The sequence below is a fragment of the Luteibacter anthropi genome (assembly GCF_011759365.1).
Taxonomy (GTDB): domain Bacteria; phylum Pseudomonadota; class Gammaproteobacteria; order Xanthomonadales; family Rhodanobacteraceae; genus Luteibacter; species Luteibacter anthropi.
Genome location: NZ_JAARLZ010000003.1, coordinates 99,287 through 120,231, shown reverse-complemented (window position 1 = coordinate 120,231; position 20,945 = coordinate 99,287). Strand labels below are relative to the sequence as shown.

Here is a 20,945-nt window from a genome sequence, read left to right as displayed (position 1 = left end):
TCATGTAGGAGCGCGCCTCGTGCGCGACCGGTCTGGAACGGTGAACACATCGCTTCGCACCGGTCGCGCGCAAGGCGCGCTCCTACAGGTTGGCGGGTGCCTTGCTCAGGCGTCGACGGCTTCCAGCATGGCCTCGGCCGCGCTCACCCGGAACTCGCCCGGCGCCTCGACGTTCAGCACTTTCACCACGCCATCGACGATATACATGGCAAAGCGCTTCGCACGAATGCCCATGCCGTTCTTCGTGCCATCCAGCTCCAGGCCCAGCGCACGCGTGAAGTCCGCATTGCCATCGGCAAGCAGATGCATGGCCTCGGGAATGCCACGCTCCTTGCCCCATGCATGCATCACGAATGCATCGTTGACCGACAGGCAGTAAACCTTCACGCCGCGCTGGGTGAAGTCATCCATGTGCTGCACATAGCCCGGAAGGTGCTTGTTCGAACACGTGGGCGTGAACGCCCCCGGCACCGCAAACAACACAACCTTGCCCTTGCCGAGTTCCTCGGTGCTGGACACATCCTGCGGGGCGTCTTTGTAGACTTTCATCGTGGCTTCGGGAATGCGGTCACCAACGGCGATGGTCATGACGATGCTCTCGTGGGGGAAACCGCGGAGTGTACGGGAGGGCCGTTAAGCTGAAGCGATGGCAACCGGATCGATAGCCCCCTTGAATCGCCGTCCGTCGCTCATATCTTTCTGCCCAGACGGCCGCGGGGCCGGAAAACTTCTTTGGAGTCAAACAGATGAACCAGCTTCGTCATGTCGCTTTCCGTCGTTCGCCGGCCGTGGGTGCAGACCTTCGTCATGTGTTCGATCACTTCTTCGGCAGCGATGCCGCCGCACCGGTGACCGCTACGGAATCCGCCTGGGCGCCGCGTATCGACATTCGTGAAGAGGCCGGGCGCTTCCTGATCCTGGCCGACGTACCGGGCGTGGACCTCGCCGACATCGAGATCCAGATGGACAAGAACGTGCTCAGCATCAAGGGCGAACGCAAGGCCTATACGAGCGAGACCGAAGGCAAGTACGCTCGCGTGGAGCGCGTGGCTGGCGCCTTCAAGCGCAGCTTCACGCTGCCGGACAGCGCCGATGCCGAAGGCATCACCGCATCGGGTCGCAATGGCGTGCTTGAAATCGCCATTCCGAAGAAGGCCGAAAGCGCGCCGCGTCGCATTGCGATCAACGCCGCGGGCTGATTCGGTCTAAGCTTGCACCCCTGGCCCGCGGTGGATTGGTCCACCGCGGGTCTTTCGTTTTTGGTTTTTCGACACAAGCCCGGGAGAGCCTGTGGAGTTCAAGGATTATTACGAGACCCTCGGGGTCAAGCCCGACGCCAGCGACGCCGACATCAAGGCGGCGTATCGCAAGCTTGCCCGCAAATACCATCCGGACAAGAACAAGGAGCCGGGTGCGGAAGAGAAGTTCAAGGCCATCAACGAGGCCAACGAAGCGCTGAAAGACCCTGAAAAGCGGCGCGCCTACGACCAGTTCCGCGCTGGCGGCTATCGACAGGGCGAGCAGTTCCGTCCGCCGCCGGGATGGGGGCAGGGTGGTGGCTTCGACTTCGGCGACATGGGTGGCCGTGGCAACGGCGATTTCAGCGACTTCTTCGAAAGCCTGTTCGGTGGCGGCGGCCGTGGTCGCGGCCAGCAGCAGACGCAGGCGCGGCGTGGCCGCGACATCCAGGCGAAGATCGAAACCGACTTGCAGACGGCCTACAACGGCGGCAAGACGCGCGTGGTGCTCAACGATTCGTCGGGTGGCGAGCGCGTGCTGGAGGTGAAGATCCCTGCCGGCATCGCTTCGGGACAGACCATCCGTTTGAGCGGCCAGGGTCATCCGGGAGCCGGCGGTGGCCCATCGGGCGACCTGCTGCTGGAAATCGCCATCCGCGACGACGCACGCTTCCGGTTGGAAGGCCGCACGGTGACGCACATCCTGCCGATTTCCCCCTGGGAAGCCGCGCTGGGCGCCACGGTGCCCGTGCCGACGCTGGGCGGGCATGTGGACCTGCGCATTCCGGCAGGCTCGCAGTCAGGCCGCAAGCTGCGCCTGAAGGGCCGTGGCCTGCCGGGTTCGGAGCCGGGCGACCAGATCGTGGTGCTGGAGATCCGCGTGCCGGTGCCGGAGACACATGAGGAACAGGCCGCGTACGCGGAGTTCCAGGATGCGTTCAAGGGCTTCGACCCGCGGCGCTAACCGAGCCGCGCTATGCGCGGATCGCCTATGCGATCGACTGCACGGACGGCCATGCTCTTGTAGGAGCGCGCCTTGCGCGCGACCGGTTTTCGCGAAAAACAACATTTACGCCAACACCGGTCGCGCGCAAGGCGCGCTCCTACAGGGGGTGTCAGCCCGCAAGGCGCATGGCGCCCGGTATCACGCCGGCAGGTGCGCCTTCAGCGCAGCCACCAGCTCTTCCTCGCGGATCGGCTTGGTCACATAGGCCTTGGCGCCCTGGCGCAGGCCCCAGACCTTGTCGGTGTCCTGGTCCTTCGTGGTGACCAGGATGATGGGGATGTGCTTGGTGGTGTCTTCCTTGGCGATGGTGCGGGTCGCCTGGAAACCATTGAGGTTGGGCATGACCACGTCCATCAGGATGAGGTCGGGCAGCTCGCGCTTGGCGACCTCGACGCCTTGCGCGCCGTCTTCCGCCGTGATGGCCTCATGGCCCAGCTTTTCAACGATGCGCTTGATGCCCAGCAACTGCGACGGCGAATCGTCGACGATCAGGATACGAGCCATTCACTTTCCCCCGGGCCTGCTGCCCGATGTGTTCTTGTCTTTGGGCGCCGCGACGAAAACCCGTCACGTGATGCGCTTTCGGCGAGGCCATTCTACCGGCCACGGCCCGGGCCGCAATGTCGAAAATCTCCTAAGGGGCGATCCGCACGACGGTGCGGCCAAACGACCCGCCTGCCAGCATGCCCTCGAAAACGCTCGTAACCTGATCCAGAGCCACTTCCCGGGTGCAGATGGTGTCCAGGTGGCGGGGGCGCCATTCGCCTGCAAGGCGCTGCCAGACGTTCTCACGCACATCGCGGGGGCTCCCGGCCGAGGCGATCCCCAGCAGGCTCACACCGCGCAGGATGAAGGGCAGGACGGTGGTAGCCAGTTCCGGGCCGCCCGCGTTACCGCAAATGGCGGCGTTGCCGTAAGGCGCGATGAGCGGCAGCAGGCCGGCGAGTGTCTTGCCACCGACGTTGTCGAGCAGGCCGCCATAGCGCGCCGAATCAAGTGGCTTGCCACTGAAGGCCAGCGCATGACGATCCAGGCAGGTGGTGGCACCGAGCTGGCGCAGGGTATCGAAGCGATCGTGCTTGCCGCTGATGGCATGCACTTCGTAACCGGCGCGGCTGAAGATATCGATGCCGAGCATGCCGACGCCACCCGTGGCGCCCGTAATGGCGATGGGGCCTTTTGCGGGCGTCTGGCGGTTGTCGGTCATGCGCAGCAGCGCCAGCGCAGCCGTATAGCCTGCCGTGCCGATGATCATGGCTTCGCGCGTGGTCAGCGAACCGGGCAGCGCAACCACGGCGGAGGCGGGCAGGCGCACGTACTCCGCATAGCCGCCATCCAGGGTTTCGGAGATGCCGCAGCCGGTGGCCAGCACCTTGTCGCCTTCGCGAAACGCGGGTGACGTGGATGCTGCCACGACACCCGCCACATCGATGCCACCGTTGAGCGGAAAGCGGCGGAGGATCTTCCCCTTGCCCGTACCGGCCAGCGCATCCTTGTAGTTCACCGACGACCACTGGGCCTGGATGACCACGTCGCCCGGCGTAAGCGCATCGAGCGTCATCGTCTCGATGCCGGCGCGATGGCCGGCGTCGTCGTTATGGATACGGAAGGCGCGGAACGATGGCATGGGAGACCTCACGACTGGCTGTCGATGCTGCTCGGCGTGATCCACTTGGGCGTGTACGTGGACTCGTAGTGCTTCATCCAGTCGAACAAGGCATCCATGCTTTCGCCGAACCACACCTGGTCGCGCTGGATCTTCCGCACGAAGCCTTCGTCCACCATGTGGTCCATGGCGGCGGCGAGGTGGCTGTAGAAGCCGCGTACGTCGAGATAGGCGCAAGGGTAGGTGTGCAGGCCGAGCTGCGCCCAGGTCAGCATCTCGAACATCTCATCCATGGTGCCGAAGCCGCCGGGCAGGGCGACGAAGGCTTCCGAGAGTTCATACATGCGCGTCTTGCGCTGGTGCATGGTCTCGACGACATGGATCTCGGTAAGGCCCGGGTGCGCCACTTCCTTCTCGACCAGCTGGCGCGGGATCACGCCGATGACACGGCCGCCGGCCGCGAGCACGGCATCGGCCACGGTGCCCATCAGGCCGACCTTGCCGCCACCGTAGACCAGGGCGATGCCTTCCTTCGCCAGGCGCGTGCCGAAGGCCGTCGCGACCTCCGTGTACTCCGGATGCGCGCCGCTGCTGGAGCCGCAGTAGACGCAGAGGGATTGGATGTTGCGCATAAACCCACCTCACGATGTTTGTGTAGGAGCGCGCCCTGCGCGCGACTGGTTTTCGCGAGAAACAACATGGACGCGAAAACCAGTCGCGCGCAGGGCGCGCTCCTACAGAAACGCCGCTGCGTACCGTAGAAACGACAAAGCCCGCCCATGCTTGCGCATGGACGGGCTTTTGCCAACAGGGCGATCAGTTGCCCTTGTGGATGGCGCGCTTGTCGACCGCGAGGGCCGCTTCGTGCACCACTTCCGACAGGGCCGGGTGAGCGTGGACGATGCGGGCGAGGTCTTCCGACGAGCCCTTGAACTCCATCGCCACCACGCACTCGTGGATCAGCTCGGAGACGACCGGGCCGACCATGTGCACGCCCAGCAGGCGGTCGGTTTCGGCGTGGGCAATCACCTTCACCAGGCCGATGCCTTCGTTCATCGCCACGGCGCGGCCGTTGACGGAGAACGGGAAGGAGCCGGTCTTGTAGGGGATGCCTTCTTCCTTGAGCTGTTCTTCGGTCTTGCCGACCCAGGAGATTTCCGGCTCGGTGTAGATGACCCAGGGCACGGTGTCGAGGTTGATATGGCCCGGCTTGCCGGCGATGAGCTCGGCCACCATGACGCCTTCCTCGGAACCCTTGTGGGCGAGCATCGGGCCGCGCACGGCGTCGCCCACGGCCCACACACCGTTCACGCCGGTGTAGTTGTGCTCGTCGACCACGATGCGGCCGCGCTCGTCGAGCTTCACGCCGGTGTCGTCGGCCAGCAGGCCGTCGGTGTAGGCGCGGCGGCCCACGGCCACCAGCAGCTTGTCGACCACCAGGCTCTGCTCGGCGCCGTCCTTGTCGGTGTACGACAGGTGCACTTCGTCGCCCTTGACCTCGGCCTTGGTGACCTTGGCGTTGACCTTGATATCCAGGCCCTGCTTGGCGAACTCGCGCGCGGCGGCCTTGGCGATGTCCTGGTCGGCCACCTGGAGGAACTTCGGCAGGGCTTCGAGGATGGTGACCTCGGCGCCGAGGCGCTTCCACACGCTGCCCAGCTCCAGGCCGATGACGCCGGCGCCGATCACGCCCAGGCGCTTCGGCACCTCGGTGAGGTCGAGCGCGCCGGTGTTGTCGATGATGTGCTTGCCATCGAACCTGGCGAACGGCAGCTCGATGGGCACCGAGCCCGAGGCGAGGATGACGTTGGTGGCCGAGATGGTCTGCTTGCTGCCGTCGTTGCCGGTGACTTCGACGTCATTGCCCTTCAGCAGCTTGCCCTTGCCGAAGAACGAGGTGATCTTGTTCGCCTTGAACAGCTGGGCCACGCCGCCCGTGAACTGCTTGACGATTTTGTCCTTGCGGCCGATGAAGGTCGCGATGTCGATCTTCGGGTTCTCGGCGGTGATGCCGTGATCCTTGAAGTTATGCGTGAGGTTGTGGAACTGCTTGGAGGAGTCCAGCAGCGCCTTGGAGGGGATGCAGCCCACGTTGAGGCAGGTGCCGCCCGGCGCGAACTTGCCGTCCTTGCCGACGAAGGCGTCGATGATGGCGGTCTTCAGGCCCAGCTGCGCGGCGCGGATCGCGGCCACATAGCCCGCGGGGCCTGCACCGATGACGATGACGTCGAACTTCTCGCTCATTAGCTTGCTCCGATCAAACGGCGGTAGGGACTACCGCTAAATATGGGGGCGGAACATGAAAACGGGAGTCTTTCGACTCCCGCCTTCACATAGGCCTTCAGGCGGCCATTACAGGCCGAGCAGCATGCGCTGCGGGTTTTCGAGCTGGTTCTTGATGTCGACCAGGAACAGCACGGCGTCGCGGCCGTCGATGATCCGGTGGTCGTACGACAGGGCCAGGTACATCATCGGAGCGGCGATCACCTGGCCGTTCTCGACGATCGGGCGCTCCTTGATCGTGTGCATGCCGAGGATGGCGCTCTGCGGCGGGTTCACGATGGGCGTGGAGAGCAGCGAACCGAAGGTGCCGCCATTGGTGATGGTGAAGGTGCCGCCCTGGAGGTCGTCCAGGCCGAGCTTGCCGTCACGGGCCTTCTTGGCATAACCGAGGATGCCCTTCTCGACGTCGGCGAACGACATGTCCTGCACGTCGCGCAGCACCGGCGTGACCAGGCCCTTGTCGGTGGACACGGCGATCGAGATGTCCTGGTAGCCGTGATAGATGATGTCGCTGCCATCGACCGAGGCGTTGATCACGGGGTAGCGCTTGAGCGCTTCGGTGGCGGCCTTCACGAAGAAGCTCATGAAGCCCAGCTTCACGCCGTTGGCCTTTTCGAACTGCTCGCCCAGGCTCTTGCGCAGCTTCACCACCTCGGCGAGGTTCACTTCGTTGAACGAGGTGAGCATCGCGATGGAGTTCTTCGACTGCATCAGGCGCTCGGCGATGCGGGTGCGGATGCGGGTCATCGGCACGCGCTCTTCCGGACGCGAACCCGGGGTGGGCCTGGCGGCGGGCGCGGCGGCAGCCGGGGCGGAACCACCCTTGGCGGCGTTGACCAGGTCTTCCTTGGTCACGCGGCCGTCGCGGCCGGTGCCGGCGACCTTGGACGGATCGATGTTTTCTTCCACGGCGACGCGACGGCCGGCCGGGGAGAGTTCGTCGACGCCCTTCGGGGCTTCCTTGGAGGCTTCGGCCTTCGGGGCTTCGGCAGCGGCCGGAGCGGCGGCCGGGGCCGGCGCAGCAGCGGCAGCGGCGCCTTCCTCGATCACGGCAATGACCTGGCTGCTGGTGACGGTGGAGCCTTCTTCGAACTTGATTTCCTTCAGCACGCCGTCGACCGGGGAGGGCACTTCGAGGACGACCTTGTCGGTTTCCAGATCGAGGAGGTTTTCGTCGCGCTTGACGGCGTCACCGGCCTTCTTGTGCCAGGTGGCGATGAGCGCGTCGGAGACCGACTCGGGCAGGACCGGTACTTTGACTTCGATGGACATGCTTGTCTTACTCCGCTGCGTGATCGGTGCCGACCGGCGCGACGAGCGCCTGTTCGACGAGCGCCGTCTGTTCGGCGATATGGGTGTTGAGATGGCCCGCTGCCGGCGACGGCGAACGGTTGCGGCCAGCGTACGAGAGGCTCTGCTTCGAGTTGATGCAGGCCTGCAGATGGTGGCGGATCTGGAACCAGGCACCCTGGTTCATGGGTTCTTCCTGGCACCACACCACTTCCTTCGCGGCGGGGTACTTTTCGAGCTCGGCGGTGACTTCCGGACGCGGGAACGGGTAGAGCTGTTCCACGCGCACGATGGCCACGTCGTTGAGGCCACGCTTCTCGGCGTCTTCGAGCAGGTCGTAGTAGACCTTGCCCGAGCACAGCACGACGCGCTTGACCTTCTTGGCCGCCACGTCGCGGTGCTCGCCGATCACCAGCTGGAACTTGCCATTGGCCAGCTCGTCGAGCGTGGACACGGCCAGCTTGTGGCGCAGCAGCGACTTCGGCGTCATCACGATCAGCGGCTTGCGCACCGGGCGCACCTGCTGGCGGCGGATCATGTGGAAGGCCTGGGCCGGCGTGGTGGGCACGCAGACCTGCATGTTGTCGAGCGCGCACAGCTGCAGGAAGCGTTCGAGGCGGGCGGAGGAGTGCTCCGGACCCTGGCCTTCGTAGCCGTGCGGCAGGAAGAGCGAGAGGCCGCAGAGGCGGTCCCACTTGGCTTCGCCGGAGCTGATGAACTGGTCGATCACCACCTGGGCGCCGTTGGCGAAGTCGCCGAACTGGCCTTCCCAGATCGTGAGCTGGTCGGGCGACGTGGTGGCTTCGCCGTATTCGAAGGCCATGACGGCTTCTTCGGACAGCAGCGAGTCGATGACGTCGACGCGCGCGCCCTCGCGGACCTTCTGCAGCGGCATGTAGGTGTCGTCGCTGTTCTGGTCGTGCAGCACCGCGTGGCGATGGAAGAACGTGCCACGGCCGGCATCCTGGCCCACGACGCGCAGGTCGTTGCCTTCGGCGATGAGCGTGCCGTAGGCGAGGTTCTCGGCAAAGCCCCAGTCGCCCGGCAGCTCGCCCGAGGCCATCTTGCGACGGTCGTCGTAGATCTTGGCGACGCGCGCGTGCAGGGTGACGTTGGACGGGATGTCCAGCAGGGTGTCGAGCACCTTGCCCATCACTTCGCGGGACACGCCCGTGTTCACTTCCATCGACAGCTTGTTGCCCTGGAAGCGGGCCCAGTCGACGGCGATGTCACGCTGCGGGTTCGGATCGATGGCGATCAGCGAGGCGCCCTTTTCGAGGCGGCTGCGGTAATCGTCGAGCATCTTCTGGCCGTCGTCGGTACCGATGGTGGAATCCTTGACCAGCGCCTGCGCGTAGAGGTCGCGCGTGGTGGGGCGCTTGCGGATCACCTGGTACATGAGCGGCTGGGTGGCTGCCGGCTCGTCGGCCTCGTTGTGGCCGTGGCGACGGTAGCAGACGAGGTCGATGACGACGTCCTTCTTGAACTGCTTGCGGAATTCGTAGGCCAGGCGGGTGACCTGGATCACGGCTTCCGGATCGTCGCCGTTCACGTGGAAGACCGGCGCGTTGACCATCTTGGCCAGGTCGGTGCAGTACAGCGTGGAACGGGAGTCTTCGCGCTTGGACGTGGTGAAGCCCACCTGGTTGTTGACCACCAGGTGCAGCGTGCCGCCGATGGCGAAGCCACGGGCCTGCGACATCTGCAGGAGCTCCATGTTGACGCCCTGGCCCGCGAAGGCGGCGTCGCCGTGGATCAGCACGGCCAGCGACTTCTCGCGGGCGGTGTCGCGGCGACGGCACTGGCGCGCATGCACCGAGCCGGCCACCACGGGGTTCACGATTTCCAGGTGCGACGGGTTGAAGGCCAGCGCCACGTGCACGCCGCCGTTCGGCGTCTTGACGTCGGCGGAGAAGCCCATGTGGTACTTCACGTCGCCGGTGTGGATCGGGCTGTCGTCGTGCTCGAACTTGCCCTCGAACTCGTTGAAGAGCTGCGCGGGAGCCTTGCCGAGGATGTTGACCAGCACGTTGAGGCGGCCACGGTGGGCCATGCCGATCACGACTTCCTTGACGCCGTTGTCGCCGGCGGCGCGGACGACGTCGTCGACCATCGGGATGAGGCTGTCGCCGCCTTCGAGCGAGAAGCGCTTCTGGCCGACGTACTTGGTGTGCAGGTAGCGCTCGAGGCCTTCGGCCGCGGTGAGCGCTTCGAGAACGCGCACCTTCTCGCTCTTCTGCAGGCCGGGATTACCCGCGGCCTTTTCCAGGCGCGAGTAGATCCACGAGCGCTGCTCGTAGTCGGAGATGTACATGAACTCGGCACCGACGGTGCCGGCGTAGACCTTCTTGAGCGTGGCGAGCAGGTCGCGCAGCTTCACGCGCTTGCCGCCGCCGGCGAAGGTGCCTGCGTCGAACTCGGTGTCGAGGTCGGCGTCGGACAGGCCGTGGAAGGCGAGGCCGAGGTCCGGGGCGTCGAGATCCGGCTTGGTCAGGCCAAGCGGATCGAGCTGGGCGCCGAGGTGGCCGCGCGAGCGGTAAGCGGTGAGCAGGCGGAGCACGCCGGCCTGCTTTCGCGCGTAGGCGTCGTCGACCGGACCGGCCACGGCACCGCCGCTGCCACGGCGCTGTTTCTGCGCGGCCTCGATGCGGGCAATGGCGTCGGAGTGCGGAACATCGCCCGCCTCACGGCCCTTGAAGGACTTGAAATAGGCATCCCATTCGGCCGGGACAGAGCCGGAATCGGCCAGCCAGGCTTCGTAGACTTGCTCTACGTAATCGGCGTTGCCGCCGGCGAGTTGGGAGGATTCGGAAAACTCGCGGATCAGGTTTGCGCTCACGTCACCACCGGCACACGGAGAAGGGCGGGGTGTCGCGGAGGCATGTGGGGACGGCCCCCGCGGCACTAAGAATCCGTTAATTATAGCCCCGCCCTGCTGCGCCGCGCCAACCTATTTGCGGTAATTCGACGAAGGTCAAATACCGAGTGGTCTTATCTCCCACGCCGGCTCGGCCCGCTCCCAGACTTCGTCGAAATACGCCGTCAGGCGAGAGGTCTCACCGGGTCGGGCCAGGTCGCCCTCGGCATCGAAACGGGCGGCCACGCTCCTGAACAGATACGCACTGGCCTCATCGGTGACGAAGGCCGAGGCATAGCGAAGATGAGTTTCGTCGGAGGGGACGCGGATGCTCACGGCGGTGGGCAGTCGCTGGGCGAGGGCGATCAGGCGATGGCCCTCGCGATGGGCGCGATTGGCCTCGTGGGTGATCAGGCGGATGCGGGCGTGCCGGCCGCTGGTGGCGATGCGGCGTAGCCCGGCCAATGCGGCCTCGCTTTCGAACAGGCCGGCATCCACCACCGGCAGGTAGATGCAGACCCGGTAGCGGGCCGCGGCGAGCAGGCTGACATGCGCGGCTTCCAGCCCGGTGCGGTCCAGGGCCAGCAGGCGCGTGTCAGCCTGCCCGGTCACCGGCGACGGCCTTTGCGTACGGCGAGATGGCCGTCATTGATCAGGGCCAGCAGGGTGGTGCGGGCGGCCGCGGAAGGCAGGGCGTCGAAGGCCAGTTCGCGCTCGCCCGACAGGCGTTCGGCCAGATCGACCGGGCATTCGTAGGCATGGCCGCTCACGTAGAGGGTGGCGTCCTTCTTGCCGCGTACCCAGGCGATCCGGGCGTAGGGGTGGCGGACGAGGCCCGAGCCAGCTTCCAGGGCTTTGTCCAGCGCGGCGGCCGTGGTGGCCTTCGGCGGGGCGACGGCATCCTGGGCGTTGCGGTAGCGGGTAATGAAGCGGCCGAACCAGTCGGAGAGCAGGTCGCGGTCGAGGGCGCTGGCGAACGGCACGGCCTGGCGAACCCGGTTGAGGGCGGCCGTATCGATCTCGCCGGCCCGCTTGGCGGGGGCCAGGTCGGGGTCGGTGTAGCGCAGTTCCTCGGGCATGCGCTCGGCGAGAAAGTCAGCGAGGTCGCCGGTCAGCTCCGCCTGCGAGGGTGCGCGCATGCCGACCGAGATGGTCATGCAGTCGCCGATGGCCACGCCGTCGTGGGGCACGCCCGGGGGCAGGTACAGCATGTCGCCCGGTTCCAGCAGCCATTCGTGGGTGGGTTCGAAGGTCTTGAGCTGCTTCAGTTCCACGTCGTCGCGGAAGTCGAGCGGGGCGTCGGGGTCGTCGCTGATCGCCCAGTGACGCTGGCCGACGCCCTGGAGCAGGAAGACGTCGTACTGGTCGACATGCGCGCCCACGCCACCGCCGTCCTCGGCGTAGGAGATCATGATGTCGTCCAGGCGCCAGGAGGGCAGGAAGGCGAAGGTGTCGAGCAGGGCGGCCACGTCGGCGTCCCATTTATCGACGTCCTGCACCAGCAGGGTCCAGTCGCGCTTGGGGGTCTTGCCGAAGGTGGCCTCGTCGAAGGGGCCGTTCTTCACCGTCCAGCGATCGCGCTTCTCGTCATGGACGATGAGGCGGGCAAGCACGCCGTCCTCGCAGGCCAGGCCGGCGAGATCGTTGGGTTCGATCGGGCTTTCGAAGTCGGGGAAGGCGTTGCGGATGAGCAACGGGCGCTTCTGCCAGTAATCGCGCAGGAACTGCGTGGCGCTCATGCCAAGCGGCTGGCTGGCGCTGCCGCGCACTTCGATGGGGAGGGCTTTACGGGAGGGATTCTGGATGGCCATACCCGAATTGTAGCCGCACCCCTGTAGGAGCGCGCCTCGCGCGCGACAGGCCCGGGCGAAATGCCGCGGCTCGCGACACCGGTCGCGCGCAGGCGCGCTCCTACAGGGGTGTCGGTGCCTTGTAGGAGCGCGCCTCGCGCGCGACCGGCCCGGGCGAAATGCGGCGGTTCGCGACAGCGGTCGCGCGCAGGCACGCTCCTACAGGAGTGTCGGTGCCTTGTAGGAGCGCGCCTTGCGCGCGACAGGCCCGGGCGAAATGCGGCGGCTCGCGACGCCGGTCGCGCGCAGGCGCGCTCCTACAGGGTGGCTTGTTCTGCCGTGAGGGGTTCTTCGGGGGGCGTGATCTCCGACTTGCGGCGCACGCCGTGACCGGCTTCCAGCGCGTGCAGGTCGATTTCGCTCACCGGCACCGGGCGGTAATCCTCGCCGAAGGCCACGTCGCCCAGCTTCCAGCCTGACTTGCAGGTCACCGCGCCCCAGAACCGGCGGAAGGCGGCCCAGTGCAGGCCTACCAGGCCCTTGTCGTTGTCGGCATCCACCATGGGATCGCCCACGCCCGTCGGGCGGATCGGCTCGTTGTAAAGCGCCGTGCCGAAAATAACGTCCCAGAGGGAGAACACCTGGCCGAAATTGCAGTTGTGCAGGTTAGGGCGGTCCGGGTCCACCAGCATGTGATGCAGGCGGTGGAACTTCGGCGACACCAGCAGGCGGTCGAACAGTGGCCCGAAGCGCACGCGCACATTGGCATGCGAGAAATTCTGCACCAGCTCGCCCAGAAGCATCAGCCACGCGAACTCCGTGGGCGCCACGCCGATGATGAGGCCCACGCCGGCCAGCACCATCGACTGCAGGAAACCATCCACCAGACTGCCGCGATCGTTCGTCCAGCAGCTCATCTGCCGCGTGCTGTGATGCATGCTGTGCAGCGCCCACCACCACGGCAGCGCATGCTGGAGGCGATGCATCCAGTAATAGACGAGATCGTAGATCGCGTAGTAGACGACGAAGAGGGCCAATGGATGGTCCTTCAGCGCCGGAATCAGGTGCACGATGCCCAGCAACGACTCATCGCCCGGCGTGTTGTCGGCACCGCCGAAATAATTGCTGATCGGCGTGAGCACGAGGTAACTGAACATCGGAAAGATGCCCAGCAACATCATCAACGTGTACTGCCAGTCCACGTTGGTCAGCTTGCGATCGGTCCACTTCTCCGCCGGCGCCAGGGTTTCCAGCGGACGGAACAGGAACGCGATGATGCCGACCTGCAACAGCGAGATGAGGATGGCTTCCGCGATCTCACGCGGATCGCCCGCAAGACCATTGAGGTGCAGCAGGCTGAGGAAGGGGACGATGGCGTGGGCGCTCGTCCAGTCGACCAGATGGGACCATGGCGCGAACATGCGATAAACCTTTGTGTTTCGAAGGGACCCGGCGGGGGGATGCGCGGGTCCAATGGCAACATTTAAGCTTCACGCCTCTTTCGTTGGGCTTTCCGCCATGCGACACACTCCCGGGATCGCCATCGGCGTCCATGTGGGCGACGCCATTTTGCCGGTGATCAAGGAGCTTGCTGCACTGCGTATCGCGGTGTTCCGCGACTGGCCATACCTCTACGAAGGCGACATCGGCTACGAACAAGAATACCTCGCCGCGTACGCCGGTTCACCCCGCAGTGTCTGCGTGGTGGCCCGCAACGAGGCGGGCGAGGCCGTGGGGGCCTCCACGGGCATCCCGCTGGCCGACGATGGCGAGGCCTTCCACCAGCCGTTCCTGGCGCGCGGCATGGCGCTGGACGAGGTTTTCTACTTCGGTGAATCCGTGCTGCTGCCGCCCTGGCGTGGCCGGGGCGTGGGTCATGCGTTCTTCGACGCCCGTGAAGCCCACGCTACCGGCGCAGGGGACTTCCGCTGGACGGCGTTCTGTTCGGTACGCCGTGATCCGGCCGATCCGCGTGCCCCGCAGGGCTATCGCCCCAACGATGCCTTCTGGCGCACGCGCGGCTATGCACCCGTGCCCGGCATGGCCTGCACCCTCTCCTGGAGGGAGCGCGACGACGTGCTCCCTCGTGAACACTCCCTCGATTTCTGGATGCGCGCGATCGATCGCGCCAAGGACCCCGCATGACCACCCGCACCCTCGCCGAATGGCTTTCCTATCAGGAAGGCGTCCACACCGTCGGCATCGATCTCGGCCTCGACCGTGTCAGCGCCGTATGGCGCGCCATGGGCTCGCCACGTCCGGCGCCCGTCGTGATCACGGTGGGCGGCACCAATGGCAAGGGTTCCACGGTGGCCTTGCTGGAAGCGATGCTGCGCGAGGCGGGTTATCGGGTGGGCTGCTATACCTCCCCGCATCTCATTCACTATAACGAGCGCATCCGCCTCGACGGCGAGGACGCATCGGATGAGGCGCTGGTGGCCTCGTTCGAGCGCATCGAAGCCGCGCGCGGCGCCATTGCGCAGACCTATTTCGAATTCGGCACGCTGGCTGCCATCGACCTGATGGCCCGCGCCTCGCTCGATGTGGCGATCCTCGAAGTGGGTCTCGGTGGCCGCCTCGACGCGGTGAACATCATCGATGCCGACATCGCGGTGGTCACCACCATCGATCTCGATCACCAGGACTGGCTCGGTAACGATCGCGACAGTATCGGTCGCGAAAAGGCGGGTATCGCCCGCGCAGGACGTACCGCCATCATCGGCGAAACGAATCCGCCCGATGGTCTTATCGACGCATTGCAAGGCATTGGCGCATCGGTCCAGCGGGCAGGACAGGACTTCTCGACGCACATCCAGGGCGAAGGCTGGCGCTGGACGCATCGCGACGGCAGCGCATTCGACTTGCCGCGCCCGGCACTCGATGCGCCGGTGCAGTTCGCCAACGCCGCTGCCGCCATCGCCACGCTGCATGCGCTGGCCGACCGCCTCACCGTCCCGGCGCAGGCCCTTGCCCGTGCGCTGCGCATCGTGCGCGTGTCGGGCCGCCTGCAACGCATCGGCGAGCGCCCGCTCACCCTGGTGGACGTGGGTCATAACCCGCAGGCCGCGCGTGCGCTGGCTGAGTGGATCGATGCCGAACGGCCGCAGGGCAGGGTGCTCGCCGTCTATGGCGCACTTTCGGATAAGGACACCGGCGGCGTGATCGCCGCGCTCGGCGATCGCGTGGCCCACTGGTACCTCGCCGCACTCGACCGGGACACGCCGCGCGGCCTCAGCGACACGGCCATCGTGGCAAGCCTTGCGGCGACCCTGCCGGGTGCGTCGTCCGACGCCTTCCCAAGCGTTACCGCTGCCTGGAGCGCCGCGCGTTCCGCCGCAGGCGAGGATGACGTGGTGCTGGTGTTCGGCTCGTTCTTCGTGGCGAGCGCCGCCTTGTCGGCCGCGATGTGAACGCCTGCGACCGACAGGGCGTCGAGGGGCTCCATTGACGGTTATAATCGCGCCGATTCGCATTGCGCCGGTCGTATGGAGCTTTCCTTGAAAACACGCCTGTTGGGTGCCGCCGTCCTGATCGCCCTGTTGGTCCTGTTCGTGCCAATGCTTTTTTCCAACGCCCCGCCGAAGGGCGATGCCGAGCAGACGGTGAGCCTGGAGATTCCCCCGGCACCCGATCGTGAATTGCAGGCCCGCACGCTGGACGTCTCGCCCAACGGCACCGGTGCGGTCTCCGCGCCGCAGCCGGTGGCAGCTGCGAACGCGCCGGGCAACACCCCGGCCAATGCGCCGGCACAACCGGTGGCCGCCACGCCATCGGCGACGCGTCCCACGCCGGCCGCCGGTGGCGATCGCCTGGCGTCGGTGAGCATCACCTCGCGCAAGCCGCCCGATGCCCTGCCGGAAGACTTCGCCAACCAGCCGCAGGCGCCCGCCAAGGGCACCACGGCGGCAACGAAGCCCGCCAGGCCGGCCCCGGCCAGTGTTCCGGCCACGCCTGTCGCCACGGCTACGCCGCCCGCATCCGCGCCGGCCCAGGCGCCCGGCACGGCCGGTCGTGGCAGCTTCTCCATCAACCTCAGCGCTTATGCCGACCGTTCCAAGGCCGACGCCCTGGTGCAGGAGGTGCGTGCGCTGGGTTACCCGGTCACGGCCGTGGGCGTGAACCAGGGCGGCAAGGCACTCACGCGCGTGCATGCCGGTCCGTTCGAGACCCATGCCGCCGCCGAGGCGGCCCGCCTGAAGATCGTCGCGGCGGTACCGGGCGTTCCGGCGTCGCTGTCGTCCAAGGCTGAAACCGTCACGGCCGATGCACCGGCCCCCGCCAAGCCGGCCGCGGCGGCACCCGCGCCGGCAGTACCAGCGGCCGCCGCCGTGCCTGCCGCCGCGCCGCGTGCCGGCGGCTTTGCCGTACAGGTGGCCGCCGTCAGCAGCGAGGCTGAGGCCACCCGCCTGCGCGACAAGCTCCGCGCCGCCGGCATCCCGGGCTACACCGACAGCATCGCTTCCAGCAGCGGCGCCAAGCTCTGGCGCGTGCGCGCCGGTCCGCAGACGCAACGCGATGACGCGGTACGCCTCAAGGATCAGATCAAGGCCAAGGTCGGCCTCGACGGTGTCGTGGTGACGGCGCCCTGAGCGCCGGCACCACGATTGACACAGGGAGGGGGCGTTCATGAACTGGGCCGATTACACGATCCTGGCCGTGCTGTTCATCTCGGTCTTGATCGGCCTCGCGCGTGGCCTCATCTCCGAGGTGCTGTCCCTGGTGATCTGGGTGGTGGCCTTCGGGGTGGCCTGGGCGTTCGGCCCCACCCTGGCCGATTATTTCGCGGGCACCATTTCGGTGCCGACAGCCCGCGCCGCCATCGGCTACGGGCTTTGCTTCATCAGTGTGCTGCTGTGTGGCGCGGTCGTCCGGTTCATGATCTCGCGACTCATCTCCAGCACCGGCCTCGGCGGCACGGATCGCCTCTGCGGCATGATTTTCGGCCTGGCGCGCGGCGTGCTGATCGTCAGCCTCGTGGTGTTCATCCTCGGCTTCACGCCGTTGCCGAACGACCCCTGGTGGCGTCAGTCCACCATGCTCGGCCAGTTCGCGGCTCCGGCCGCATGGATCGGCCAGCAGATCCCGTCCAACGTCCGTCAGTACCTGCATCCGCCAGAAGCGCTGCAAAACGTTAAAATGCCTGACGTCCAGCTCCCCAGCCGCGACGATCTCATGAAACTGCGCGACCTGACGCTCCCCGGTCAGGCCCCGCGACAAGACCACGCTCAACCTGCCGCATCGTCCACAGCGGCTACTCCTTAGGAAGGCAACTCCCATGTGCGGAATCATCGGCATCGTCGGTACCACGGAAGTGGCATCGGCCCTGTATGACGGCCTGACCGTCCTGCAACACCGCGGGCAGGATGCCGCCGGCATCGCCACCGTGGACGGCGCCCGACTGCGTCTGCACAAGGGCAATGGCCTGGTGCGTGACGTCTTCAACTCGGCAGGCGTGAGCAAGCTGCGCGGCCGCATCGGCATCGGCCATTGCCGTTATCCCACGGCTGGTTCCGAGGGCATGGAAGAGGCCCAACCCTTCTACGTGAACTCGCCCTACGGCATCGCCTTCGCGCATAACGGCAACCTTGTGAACACCGAGACCCTGCGTCGCGAGATGTTCGAGGACGACCGTCGCCACATCGATACCGACTCCGACTCCGAAGTGCTGCTCAACGTGCTGGCGCACGAGCTGCAGGTGGATGATCGCGGCGACCTCACGCCGGAGCACGTGTTCAAGGCGGTGTCGCGCGTGCATGCCCGTGCCCAGGGCGGCTATGCCTGCCTCGCGCTGGTGCTGGGCTACGGCCTTATCGCCTTCCGCGACCCCAACGGCATCCGTCCGCTGGTGCTCGGCGAGCGCGTCACGGCCGAAGGCCGTGAATACGCCATCGCGTCGGAATCCGTTGCCCTCGACGTGCTGGGCTTCAAGCGCGTGCGCGACATCGCGCCGGGCGAAGCCGTGATCGTCACCGATGGTGGCGAGCTGCATGCGAAGCATTGCGCCGAAGGCGCGCTGCACACCCCGTGCATCTTCGAATACGTGTACCTCGCGCGTCCTGATTCCATGATGGAAGACGTCTCGGTCTACAAGGCCCGCCTGCGCATGGGCGAGAAGCTGGCCGAGAAGATCCTCCGTGAGCGCGGCCCGGACCACGGCATCGACGCCGTCATCCCCATCCCCGACACCTCGCGCACCGCCGCCAGCTCGCTGGCGCAGGCGCTGGGCGTGCCCATGCGCGAAGGCCTGGTGAAGAACCGCTACATCGGTCGCACCTTCATCATGCCGGGGCAGGGCGAGCGCGTGAAATCCGTGCGTCGCAAGCTCAACGCCATCGACCTGGAATTCCGCAAGAAGAACGTGCTGCTGGTGGACGACTCCATCGTCCGCGGTACCACGTCGCGCCAGATCATCCAGATGGCTCGCGACGCGGGTGCGAAGAACGTTTACTTCGCTTCCGCCGCGCCGCCGGTGCGTTACCCCAACGTCTACGGTATCGACATGCCGGCCACGTCGGAACTCGTCGCTGCCGGTCGCACGGTGGAAGAAGTGGAGAAGGCGCTCGGTGCCGACTGGCTGATCTACCAGGATCTCGAAGACCTGATCTGGGCCGTGTCCGATGGCAACGATGACCTGAAGCGTTTCGATACCTCGTGCTTCTCGGGCGAGTACGTCACGGGCGTGGACAAGAACTTCCTCCAGCAGCAGGAAGCCCAGCGTTCGGATTCCGCCAAGACCGAACGCCGCAGCGCCTGAGGATGAGGCGGCGCGTTCGTCGCGCCGCCGTTGCACGATGCATGATCTTCACGCCGCCGCCCGCCGCTGCCTCGATGCGTCCGATCCGGCCGAGAAGGTCCGGCTGAGCTTCGCTACGTGGGATGCACTGTGTCGGGGCGAACTGCGTCCCGACGAGGCCTCGCCAGCGCCGCTGCCCATCGCCCTGCCGGGGCGTCCCGAGCGTCCCCGGCTGATATCGCCACGCCAGCTGTCGCAGCGTGGACTGGGTTCGGCGGAAGGGCGGGCCGCGCTGGTGCATGCCATCGCGCATATCGAATTCAATGCCATCGACCTGGCCTGGGACGCGGTCTACCGCTTCCGTGGCAAGCCGATGCAGTACTACCTCGACTGGGCGTCATGCGCCAATGACGAAGCGCGGCACTACACGATGTTGTCGGGGCGCCTGGCCGAACTGGGCCATGCCTACGGCGATTTCGATGCGCATAACGGCCTGTGGGACATGGCCGAGAAAACCGCGCATAGCGATACCGCCCGCATGGCGCTGGTACCGCGCGTGCTGGAAGCGCGTGGTCTCGACGTCACGCCGGGCATGATGGATCGCCTGCGCAAGCAGGGCGACGATCGCACCGTGGCGATTCTCGAGGTGATCCTGCGCGAGGAAGTGGCGCACGTCGCCGCCGGCACGCGCTGGTTCCACCACTGCTGCGAACGCGACGGCATCGAGCCGGAAGCCACGTTCGCCAGGCTGCTCGACGACTACATGCACGGCTCGTTGCGCGGCCCTTTCAATCTTGAAGCCCGCCGCGAAGCCGGCTTCTCGGAATCCGAACTCGCCTGGCTCCACACCCTCTGATGTAGGAGCGCGCCTGCGCGCGACAGGGTATTTGCAGCGAGGTAAGGTTTTCGCGAAAACCGGTCGCGCGCGAGGCGCGCTCCTACAGGGCCCTGTATAGCTGATGGCCTCACCGTTGTAGGAGCGCGCCTGCGCGCGACAGGGTATTTGCAGCGAGGTAAGGTTTTCGCGAAAACCGGTCGCGCGCAAGGCGCGCTCCTACAGGGCCCTGTGCAGCTGATGGCCTCACCGTTGCAGGAGCGCGCCTGCGCGCGACAGGGGTCAGATGACCAGAGGTTCGGGGTCTAGCGTGACGCCGAACTTGGCCTGTACCCCTGCGATAACTTTCTGTGCGAAGGCCCATAGCTGCGGGCCGGTAGCCTTGCCATGGTTCACCAGCACCAGCGCGTGTCGGTTGGAAATGCCTGCATCGCCCTCGCGCTCGCCCTTGAAGCCAGCGGACTCGATGAGCCACGCGGCCGAGATTTTCGCCGTGCCACCGACATGCGGCCACACCGGCAACCCAGGATGAGCCAGTGCCAATGCATCGGCCTTGGCCTTGGGAATCACGGGATTCTTGAAGAAACTACCCGCATTGCCGATTACCGCTGGATCGGGCAACTTGCGCGAACGCAACCGCACCACCGCTTCGGCCACGTGATATGGCGTGGGCCGCTCGATGCCCATCTTGGCGATTTCCTCGCGGATACCCGCGTAATCGAGCGACAACGGCCGCTCACGCGGTAGCGCAAACGTCACGGCGACGACGATCCAGCGGCCGGCCTGCTGCTTGAAACTGGAATGCCGGTACGAGAACGCACAGGCGGCTTTATCCAGAACGACAAAGGCATTGGCGTGGGTGTCCCATGCCTCAACCGTATCGATGAACTCGGCCACTTCCACGCCGTACGCACCGATATTCTGAATCGGCGCCGCACCCACCGTGCCCGGAATAAGGATCAGGTTTTCCAGTCCTGCATAACCCTGTCCCAGCGACCAGCGCACGAAATCGTCCCAGCGCTCGCCCGCCGCCACGCGAATCAGCACACGGTCGTCACGCTGGAACGTTTCCACGCCACGATTGGCCATGGCCACCACAGTGCCGTCGATATCGCCTTTGATGAGCAGGTTGCTGCCTTCACCAAGCACCAGCACCGGCCCGCTTTTCACGGCGGGATAGGCCAGCAGCTCAGGAATTTTCACCGGATCATGCACTTCGGCGAGCAGCTTCGCGCGCGCATCCACGCGCAGCGTGTTGCGGCCGCCCAGCGGCGCATCCGAGGCAAGGGTAAAGCCGCCCATATCGA

At 66.1% G+C, this 20,945-nt stretch carries 19 protein-coding genes; 8 read left to right on the top strand and 11 right to left on the bottom strand.

Features of this window, described 5'->3' with window-relative positions:
- Window positions 1-105: 105 nt before the first annotated feature.
- Window positions 106-588, bottom strand: coding sequence for a peroxiredoxin (locus HBF25_RS05960; RefSeq protein WP_166947048.1), 483 nt, complete (start codon window positions 586-588; stop codon window positions 106-108).
- Between the two features lie 158 nt (window positions 589-746).
- Between HBF25_RS05960 and HBF25_RS05955 the strand changes: the two genes are divergently transcribed.
- Both HBF25_RS05955 and HBF25_RS05950 read left to right on the top strand, forming a co-directional pair.
- Window positions 747-1,199: an Hsp20/alpha crystallin family protein gene (locus HBF25_RS05955; protein WP_166947047.1), complete on the top strand. Its 453-nt coding sequence runs from the start codon at window positions 747-749 to the stop codon at window positions 1,197-1,199.
- A 91-nt stretch (window positions 1,200-1,290) separates the two neighbouring features.
- A complete protein-coding gene (locus HBF25_RS05950) occupies window positions 1,291-2,202 on the top strand; it encodes a DnaJ C-terminal domain-containing protein (RefSeq protein WP_166947046.1) in 912 nt (303 codons plus the stop codon).
- A gap of 180 nt (window positions 2,203-2,382) precedes the next feature.
- Here the strand turns inward: HBF25_RS05950 and pilH are convergent, their stop codons facing one another.
- The 9 genes from pilH to HBF25_RS05905 form a co-directional block, all read right to left on the bottom strand.
- Complete coding sequence (gene pilH / locus HBF25_RS05945) at window positions 2,383-2,748, bottom strand: twitching motility response regulator PilH (protein ID WP_166947045.1); 366 nt, start codon at window positions 2,746-2,748, stop codon at window positions 2,383-2,385.
- A 130-nt stretch (window positions 2,749-2,878) separates the two neighbouring features.
- The gene (locus tag HBF25_RS05940; RefSeq protein WP_166947044.1) at window positions 2,879-3,871 is read right to left on the bottom strand and encodes a YhdH/YhfP family quinone oxidoreductase; all 993 of its coding nucleotides are present in this window, start codon (window positions 3,869-3,871) and stop codon (window positions 2,879-2,881) included.
- Window positions 3,872-3,879: 8 nt separating this feature from the next.
- Entirely contained in the window at window positions 3,880-4,482 is a 603-nt protein-coding gene (locus tag HBF25_RS05935) for an LOG family protein (RefSeq protein ID WP_166947043.1), read from the bottom strand.
- 184 nt (window positions 4,483-4,666) lie between these two features.
- Window positions 4,667-6,094 (bottom strand): dihydrolipoyl dehydrogenase, encoded by a 1,428-nt coding sequence (lpdA, locus tag HBF25_RS05930; RefSeq protein WP_166947042.1) that lies wholly within the window; start codon window positions 6,092-6,094, stop codon window positions 4,667-4,669.
- A 108-nt stretch (window positions 6,095-6,202) separates the two neighbouring features.
- On the bottom strand, window positions 6,203-7,405 hold the full coding sequence (odhB, locus tag HBF25_RS05925) for a 2-oxoglutarate dehydrogenase complex dihydrolipoyllysine-residue succinyltransferase (protein ID WP_166947041.1): 1,203 nt from the start codon (window positions 7,403-7,405) through the stop codon (window positions 6,203-6,205).
- Window positions 7,406-7,412: 7 nt separating this feature from the next.
- Window positions 7,413-10,262 carry a 2-oxoglutarate dehydrogenase E1 component gene (locus HBF25_RS05920; RefSeq protein WP_166947040.1) on the bottom strand — a complete coding sequence of 950 codons (2,850 nt, stop codon included), beginning with the start codon at window positions 10,260-10,262 and terminating at the stop codon, window positions 7,413-7,415.
- A 135-nt stretch (window positions 10,263-10,397) separates the two neighbouring features.
- A complete protein-coding gene (locus HBF25_RS05915) occupies window positions 10,398-10,892 on the bottom strand; it encodes a DUF7931 domain-containing protein (RefSeq protein ID WP_166947039.1) in 495 nt (164 codons plus the stop codon).
- Window positions 10,889-12,091 (bottom strand): cupin domain-containing protein, encoded by a 1,203-nt coding sequence (locus HBF25_RS05910; protein ID WP_166947038.1) that lies wholly within the window; start codon window positions 12,089-12,091, stop codon window positions 10,889-10,891. Before HBF25_RS05910 ends, HBF25_RS05915 begins: the two co-directional genes overlap by 4 nt.
- Before the next feature lie 296 nt (window positions 12,092-12,387).
- On the bottom strand, window positions 12,388-13,491 hold the full coding sequence (locus HBF25_RS05905; protein ID WP_166947037.1) for a sterol desaturase family protein: 1,104 nt from the start codon (window positions 13,489-13,491) through the stop codon (window positions 12,388-12,390).
- Between the two features lie 97 nt (window positions 13,492-13,588).
- Between HBF25_RS05905 and HBF25_RS05900 the strand changes: the two genes are divergently transcribed.
- The 6 genes from HBF25_RS05900 to HBF25_RS05875 all read left to right on the top strand — a co-directional run bounded on the left by HBF25_RS05900 (window position 13,589) and on the right by HBF25_RS05875 (window position 19,659).
- On the top strand, window positions 13,589-14,215 hold the full coding sequence (locus tag HBF25_RS05900) for a GNAT family N-acetyltransferase (protein ID WP_166947036.1): 627 nt from the start codon (window positions 13,589-13,591) through the stop codon (window positions 14,213-14,215).
- Window positions 14,212-15,480: a bifunctional tetrahydrofolate synthase/dihydrofolate synthase gene (folC, locus tag HBF25_RS05895; protein WP_166947035.1), complete on the top strand. Its 1,269-nt coding sequence runs from the start codon at window positions 14,212-14,214 to the stop codon at window positions 15,478-15,480. Before HBF25_RS05900 ends, folC begins: the two co-directional genes overlap by 4 nt.
- An 87-nt stretch (window positions 15,481-15,567) precedes the next feature.
- A complete protein-coding gene (locus HBF25_RS05890; RefSeq protein ID WP_166947034.1) occupies window positions 15,568-16,659 on the top strand; it encodes an SPOR domain-containing protein in 1,092 nt (363 codons plus the stop codon).
- A gap of 37 nt (window positions 16,660-16,696) precedes the next feature.
- On the top strand, window positions 16,697-17,332 hold the full coding sequence (locus HBF25_RS05885; RefSeq protein ID WP_166947033.1) for a CvpA family protein: 636 nt from the start codon (window positions 16,697-16,699) through the stop codon (window positions 17,330-17,332).
- Window positions 17,333-17,345: 13 nt separating this feature from the next.
- Window positions 17,346-18,824: an amidophosphoribosyltransferase gene (purF, locus tag HBF25_RS05880; protein WP_166947032.1), complete on the top strand. Its 1,479-nt coding sequence runs from the start codon at window positions 17,346-17,348 to the stop codon at window positions 18,822-18,824.
- Window positions 18,825-18,861: 37 nt separating this feature from the next.
- Window positions 18,862-19,659, top strand: a complete 798-nt coding sequence (locus HBF25_RS05875) for a ferritin-like domain-containing protein (protein WP_166947031.1) — start codon at window positions 18,862-18,864, stop codon at window positions 19,657-19,659.
- A gap of 261 nt (window positions 19,660-19,920) precedes the next feature.
- On the opposite strand, the gene murB is transcribed toward HBF25_RS05875, so the two are convergent.
- Window positions 19,921-20,940: a UDP-N-acetylmuramate dehydrogenase gene (gene murB / locus HBF25_RS05870; RefSeq protein ID WP_166947324.1), complete on the bottom strand. Its 1,020-nt coding sequence runs from the start codon at window positions 20,938-20,940 to the stop codon at window positions 19,921-19,923.
- Window positions 20,941-20,945: the final 5 nt, after the last annotated feature.